This is a genomic window from endosymbiont of Riftia pachyptila (vent Ph05) (assembly GCF_000224455.1).
In the GTDB taxonomy this organism is placed as follows: Bacteria; Pseudomonadota; Gammaproteobacteria; order Chromatiales; family Chromatiaceae; genus Endoriftia; species Endoriftia persephonae.
Window position 1 is genome coordinate 1 of the sequence record NZ_AFOC01000164.1, and the last position, 4,420, is coordinate 4,420.

The 4,420-nt window shown below is 47.2% G+C and carries 3 protein-coding genes, 1 tRNA gene and 1 pseudogene; 4 read left to right on the forward strand and 1 reads right to left on the reverse strand.

Annotation, left to right across the window (positions count from 1 at the left end; genetic code table 11):
• The 4 genes and pseudogenes from RIFP1SYM_RS15900 to RIFP1SYM_RS15915 form a co-directional block, all read left to right on the forward strand.
• A pseudogene (locus tag RIFP1SYM_RS15900) lies at positions 1–780 on the forward strand (hypothetical protein); the annotation flags it as partial.
• Between the two features lie 206 nt (positions 781–986).
• The gene (locus RIFP1SYM_RS15905) at positions 987–1,358 is read left to right on the forward strand and encodes a hypothetical protein (protein WP_139042185.1); all 372 of its coding nucleotides are present in this window, start codon (positions 987–989) and stop codon (positions 1,356–1,358) included.
• 149 nt (positions 1,359–1,507) lie between these two features.
• Positions 1,508–3,352, forward strand: a complete 1,845-nt coding sequence (locus RIFP1SYM_RS15910) for a putative bifunctional diguanylate cyclase/phosphodiesterase (RefSeq protein ID WP_005966761.1) — start codon at positions 1,508–1,510, stop codon at positions 3,350–3,352.
• Positions 3,353–3,667: 315 nt separating this feature from the next.
• Positions 3,668–3,743, forward strand: a tRNA-Lys gene (locus RIFP1SYM_RS15915).
• 63 nt (positions 3,744–3,806) lie between these two features.
• Here RIFP1SYM_RS15915 and RIFP1SYM_RS15920 read toward each other — a convergent pair.
• A partial coding sequence (locus RIFP1SYM_RS15920; RefSeq protein WP_039960824.1) for a thioredoxin family protein occupies positions 3,807–4,420 on the reverse strand: 614 nt, incomplete at its 5' end.

A 4,420-nucleotide genomic window follows, 5' to 3' on the forward strand; every position in this document is an offset into this window, starting at 1 on the left:
AATGCCGCTCAGGCAACAGACTCTGCTGTTACTCAAACCGGTAATGAGGCAGCCGAAGCCGCTACGGCTTCGGCCCCAGCGACAACAGTGGCAGAAATCGGCAAAACAAATGGTGCACCATCAGCTGCCGCGCCTGAGCAGATCAAGACAGCAGACGAACCGGCGAATAGCCCGGCTAAACAGGCCGTGACTGCAAGTACGACTGTAACTACGACCGCTGCAGTCAGTGCCGAGGCAACCGTTGATAAAGCAAACTCTGAGCCCCAACAAGTAGAGCCTGAAGTTGCTGCGGCTGCTGGCGAGCAACAGACTACTGCAGCGCCTGCTAGTACAGCTGTGACTGCCGCCGCTGCGGTCAGTGTCGAGGCAGCCTCTGATGAAGCAAGCGCCGAGCCCCAACAAGCGGAGCCTGAAGCTGCCTCCAGTACTGATACAGGGAGTGCTGAGGCACCAGCGCAAAGCGCGAGTGCGGCGACTCCAGCTTCTGCAACCGCTTTCCAGCAATCAGTTGATGCAATGCAGGCAGAACAGGCCGCTGCGAGAGAGCAGCAGAGTCAGCAGCGGGTCGAATCGGTTGCAAAGATCATGGAGGAATTTGATGACTTGCGTAACGCGGCCGACACCGAAATAAAGGCAATGAGAGATCTGATGCAGGCAGAAAAGGATCTGAGGGATGCAATGAAACCGGCGCAGCGCCCGGTTTATCCGCGGCCTTATCCTGGCTACTATCCCTATTACCAGTACCCGTCCTATCCTACCTTCCCTTATCCAGCCTACTGATGTAACCCAACCCCATATGGATAGATGTCTATCCATATGGGCCCTTCGGTTCCGCATCTGTCCAGAAAACCATACATAAAGCACAATTCCTATCTTATCTTCAGAACTGGTCCACAAAAAAAGTGTTTAGAGAAGCGATTGCCTGATTGATTTTGTGGGGATAATCCGTCTACATTGACCCTTATATAAATTAGGGTTGATCAGCCATGGATTTCTCGCCCAGCACCCAATGGAATACAAAATCAGACGGGCATGCGGATACGAGGCACCTAACTCGTGCGATGCGCTTCGCCTATATCGGCGTAACGCTCTTTTTTGTCATTTCACTTACGTGGAATCTACTCGTTACTCCGAATAGCGCGGCTTTTATCTCTTCGCTAATCACACTTCACCTGCTTGTTGGTGGAGCATTCATTGGTGCTATCCATCACTTTCGAAAAAAACTCCTCTATGAATTTCGCTTACGGAGAAGTTATGAAACTGCGCTTCATGCGGAGGAGGAGTATCTGCACCAAATCCTCGATCATGTTGCTGATGGGGTTGCGGTCTTTGATGTGCAAGGGTTCCTTTATACCTAAATGCCACTGCCTATCATCTATTTCAATCAGCTTCTCCAAAACCTCAACTATCAATCCCTGAAATAAAAAATAAAGTTTTCAATGCACAAGGGAAAAGAGCTCTAAAGAACAGTGAGTTACCGCAGATACTTGCGCTGAATGGCAAAAGAGTGCAGGGACTGGAACTTTCTCTCTACGACCTAGATACCAACCAACGTATCTCACTTCTGGCAAACAGCCAGCCTTTGATGGGTAATGATGGTCATTTAGAGGCGGTTGTAGTCACCTATCATGACATCACCGCAAACAAGCGGGCAGAATCTGAACTTCGGCTGGCAGCCTCCGCATTTGAAGTGCCGGAAAGTATGTTCATCACCAACCACTCTGGAATAATTCAGCATGTAAACCAAGAATTTTCCACCATGACAGGATACAAGCCTGATGAATTGGTTGGAAGCGATTCGGAGATCCTTGCTTCTGAGCATCATTCCAATGATTTCTACGTTGAAATGATGAAGACGTTGGAATCTGCAGGCAGATGGGAAGGTGAACTTTGGTGTAAAAGAAAGGATCAAAAGCAGCAACCTCTGTGGGCCAAGATTACCTCAATCCAAACTGAAAAAGATAAAGAGTCGTACTACCTAGTCAGTATGGTCGACTTGAACACGCAATATCGCAAGCAGAATGAGATGATAGCCCGTGCTTATCATGATGAGACCACAGGCTTGCCAAACAGAACACTGCTTCTGGATCGACTCGATCAATCTCTAGCACGATCAGCACGAAGCGGGGTGCTGGGAGCAGTTCTTTCCGTTGAGATTGATCACTTTGTAAATGTTAATCAGACTCTTGGGCATTTGATTGCAGATCGATTACTCAAGGAATTGGCCGAACGCTTAAAGCGCAATGTCCGAAGAGACGATACTCTGGCAAGGTCTGGCGACGGCCAGTTTACTTTGATTCTTAATGAAGTCGCTTCAAACCAAGATATTGCAACCCAATCCGCGATCGCAATCGCTGAGAAATTTAAAGCCAGAATATCCCGACCATTCCATATCTTTGACCATGAAGTACATGTCACCAGTAGCATCGCAATATCCACTTTCGATGGAAAAAATATAACGACTGAAAGTGTCATCAATCAGCTTGATACAACAAGGAAAGCCGCGAAAGAGGAGGGGATAAATAGTATTCGCTGTTTCCATCCCGAAATGCTGTCAAAGGTTAAGCGGCAACTTTCTATCGAAAATGATATGCGAATTGCGCTGCAGCGAGATCAATTCTCCCTTTTCTTCCAACCAAAGATCAATGTTAAGAATGGACAATTGAGTGGTGCGGAGGCATTGATACGCTGGAAGCACCCCCAGCAAGGCTATATCGATCCCAGCTATTTCATCCCGATTGCTGAAGAAAATGGATTAATTGAGCAGCTGGGTGAGTTTGTTCTTAGAGAAGTCTGCTGCAGAATCAGCATTTGGCAGCAGTCTGGATTGCGAGTAATCCCCATTTCGATCAATATCTCAGCGGTCCAAATCCGTCATGATAAATTCATCAACAGCGTGAATTCTATCCTGAAAGAGACCGGCGTTAACCCACGCTACCTAGAGTTTGAAATAACAGAATCCGCATTGGAGCAGAATTTTTTACAAATCAAACGCACCATTCACAGCCTGAAAGACCAGGGCATCATTATCTCAATTGATGATTTTGGTACAGGCTATTCAAACCTTTCTTACCTTAACGAAATTGTGATCGACCGCCTAAAAATTGATCAGTCATTTATCTACAAACTTACCGAACAGAAATGTAAGTCTCCGGTGGCTGAAACCATCATCTCCCTAGCACACAATTTCGGCATGACAACAGTAGGTGAAGGCGTCGAAACCAAGGCTCAATTTGACTTTCTTAGGGAACTTGGCTGCGATGAGGCTCAAGGTTATTTCTTCTGTAAACCGGTATCTATAAATATCTTCAGCGATTTGCTGAAAAACCCCCAGGTGAATAGGGCCTCTTAAGTCAGTTGTTGGAGATAATCCAAACTATGTAAGGTAAATACAATATTTAACATAATATACATTATGCTCACACTTTAGGGGCTACAACGCGCCTCGCTTCGCTCTCCATGGTGCGCATGCATCGATCGAGCGGCGGGTACAAAAGCGTTTCGAGGCTGAGCAGCCCAAGTATGAGGACGGCGCAAGGAACAGGAGTCAAAGGCAGAACTGGGGGAGTTACCCCATGTCTTCACGTAATGCTTTACTCAGAGGAAAATCTGGTGTATCGTTCGCGCTCTTGAAAATTCAGGCCCTTCGAAGAGCCTGGATTAGATCGGGTCGTTAGCTCAGTTGGTAGAGCATCTGACTTTTAATCAGGTGGTCGCAGGTTCGATCCCTGCACGACCCACCATCTGCTGATCAAAGGGTTGCTTCAGATACAATCCTTTGATCGTCAACGAATACTCCATCGCTGCTACTTCATCAGTTCAACTTTTATGCCTTGTGTTTCTAGGTGCTCGGCGCGCTCCCGGACATAGCGTTGGAAGCTTGGCTGAGTCCGATATTTTTCCTGCAAAACATAGTCAATTGCAGCGTGAGTGTGGAAGGTCTTCAAGAATGCCTCGGTTCGGAAAACTTCATCTCCCTGCCCATTAAAAAAGACCATTGCAGGAAAATAGTAAAGATTCAGCGCATCGACCCATTCTGTCGCTGGAACCTGCTGTCCATCCGGTGTTGTGAGCTTCTTCTTAGACCAAGCATCGACCAAGGCAATGTCAAAACCTTTCAGGCTTTTTCTGACTGCTTTATCGCTCAGAATAGAATCGTGAAGCTCATCGCAGGCCACGCACTGTTTCTGCTCTATCAGGACCAATAATGGCTTGTCTGTGTCCCTTGTCTTGCTTCTGAGATCCAGTGGGTATTTCAAATAACTCTCTTCCTGATGTAGCGTTCCACTACTCGGTACTGGTGCGACATCGGCCAGATAGTGTTTGAAGCTTTGTTTCTGCTCCAGATGAGAAGCAACGTAATCCAGAGCAGTCTCAAACAGATGGGGTGGATAGTAGCCATTGATTCGTAGCACCACCC